General features: G+C 47.7%; 1 protein-coding gene. It reads right to left on the bottom strand.

Going from position 1 to position 1,746, the window contains the following annotated elements:
• Positions 1–180 precede the first annotated feature (180 nt).
• The gene (locus FD01_RS05815; RefSeq protein ID WP_056963152.1) at positions 181–1,626 is read right to left on the bottom strand and encodes a DDE-type integrase/transposase/recombinase; all 1,446 of its coding nucleotides are present in this window, start codon (positions 1,624–1,626) and stop codon (positions 181–183) included.
• Positions 1,627–1,746: the final 120 nt, after the last annotated feature.

The raw sequence follows: 1,746 nt of genomic DNA, 5'->3' as shown, positions 1-1,746 counted from the left end.
GTTCTATGAAACCAAGTCCAAAACCGGATGTTCAAGGAGGGGGCGACCGTTATTGTATTGGATCGATGTTTGGTAGTCCAGCGAGCTTAACTCATTCGTTGCTTCCTACTGGATCTTGCTCATATTATCTGTTTCAGGGTACACAAACTAAGCTCTAGCTGTTCTGATTTTTCAGAATATCTAAGCTGCGGTTGGTAGTTGAGATTGCGCCAGTTCGATCAACGCCAGCCACTTGTCGGGCATTCGCTCAAACGGCCGAAGCTGTGGTAATTCCACTGGAACGCGGTAACGTAGCGCTTCATGAGGTCGTAAGAAGTTGTAAGCGGCTGAATAAAGTGCTGTGTAACTCGCCGAGCCCGTGGCAGAACCAAAGCCAGTACTTGAACGGTAATTCTCTTTGTAGGAGCGATTCAAACGCTCAATGGTTTGCTTCAAGAAACGGTATTCACGACTGATCTCGTCTTTGTTTTCAAGGCCGACGACCTGATGAATGCCAAACTTGATGCCCTGTTGAGCGAAATAGATCTGCGCAACTTGGTAGATCGGGTTCGCGTCGACTACAAAGTTAAGATTCTCAGGGATCTTAGGCATCTTTTGAAGCACTTGGATGATCGCAATCACCGCTGATTCTGTTGTGCGATTAGGCGTCACGTAGTCAGCGAGAATAAGCTTACACTTGGCGTCGTAGAAGTAGAAAATGTAGTTCCACTTACCTTTCACGCGCACGTAAGTCTCGTCGCCGACGATCTGGTCAGACAGTTTGTAAGGATAGTTTGCCCAGAACGGTCGGACAACAGCGGCGACTGCCATTTCGTAGTTGTGAATGGTTTGATGTGAGATCTTGACGCCGTGGATATCGTACATGATCGCCGCCGTTCGACGCGCCGACAGGCCATAGTTGATGTGATAGGTCAAAACAAGGCCCAGCACTTCAGGACTGGCCTGAATACGGCTGAGATCTACCGGTGCTTGAATTGGCGATTCCGGTGCGATGCCTTTGAGTTCAAAGTTGTAGGTTCGCCAAGTGTAACGCACCTTGTGTGCAGTTGGATGAACGTTGAAGTCGGCGACTTCGGCTGGCGACATTGAGGCAATCGTGCCCAACCGAAATGAGCACTTGTCGTTATAACAACACCAGACGTCAAACTTGGTCCGGCGGTTGTGAATACTCAAGCGATTCTGGCAATAAGGACAACGTAAAGCAACGGTCTTGTTCTTCTCGGCGTAGCCGTCTTGAAACTTGAACTGACAGACCTTGCACTTCAGCTGGCCACCAGCACCGTTATTGGCGTAGAGATAATCTTGTGGCGCTTGGCACCGTGGACAGGCTTGAGTCTCAAAGCTGACTGGCTTACGCCGTCTGACTGGAAGGATCGGCTTGCCATTCTTCTCAAGCGCTTCGGCTAACAATTGCTGGTAGTCGAGCTTTTCAGGTCCAATATCGGCTTGAAGTAGTGGCAGTTTCTCATCAACTTGAAACTGATTGAACCGTTTGAACACAGGCTTATCAGCCCTTGGCAGTCGTGAATGATCAAAGATTTCAGCCAGCTGAGCCAAAAGTACCAAGATAATTTGTCTTTGGAGCTTGATTACTAGAACTAAATACGATATTAATGGTGTATGCACTCGAATCCTTCTTTCTGGATTTTCTTGTTGGTTGCACACCAAGAATATCAGAAGAAGACGTTCGGGTGTTTTTTATTGTTCGGAAATTATGAATTTAAACGAGGTACGTTTGACAGTACC

Source organism: Lacticaseibacillus manihotivorans DSM 13343 = JCM 12514 (assembly GCF_001435035.1).
Classification (GTDB): domain Bacteria; phylum Bacillota; class Bacilli; order Lactobacillales; family Lactobacillaceae; genus Lacticaseibacillus; species Lacticaseibacillus manihotivorans.
Note: the sequence above shows the minus strand (reverse complement) of the source record. Positions and strands in the feature narration are given on the sequence as shown.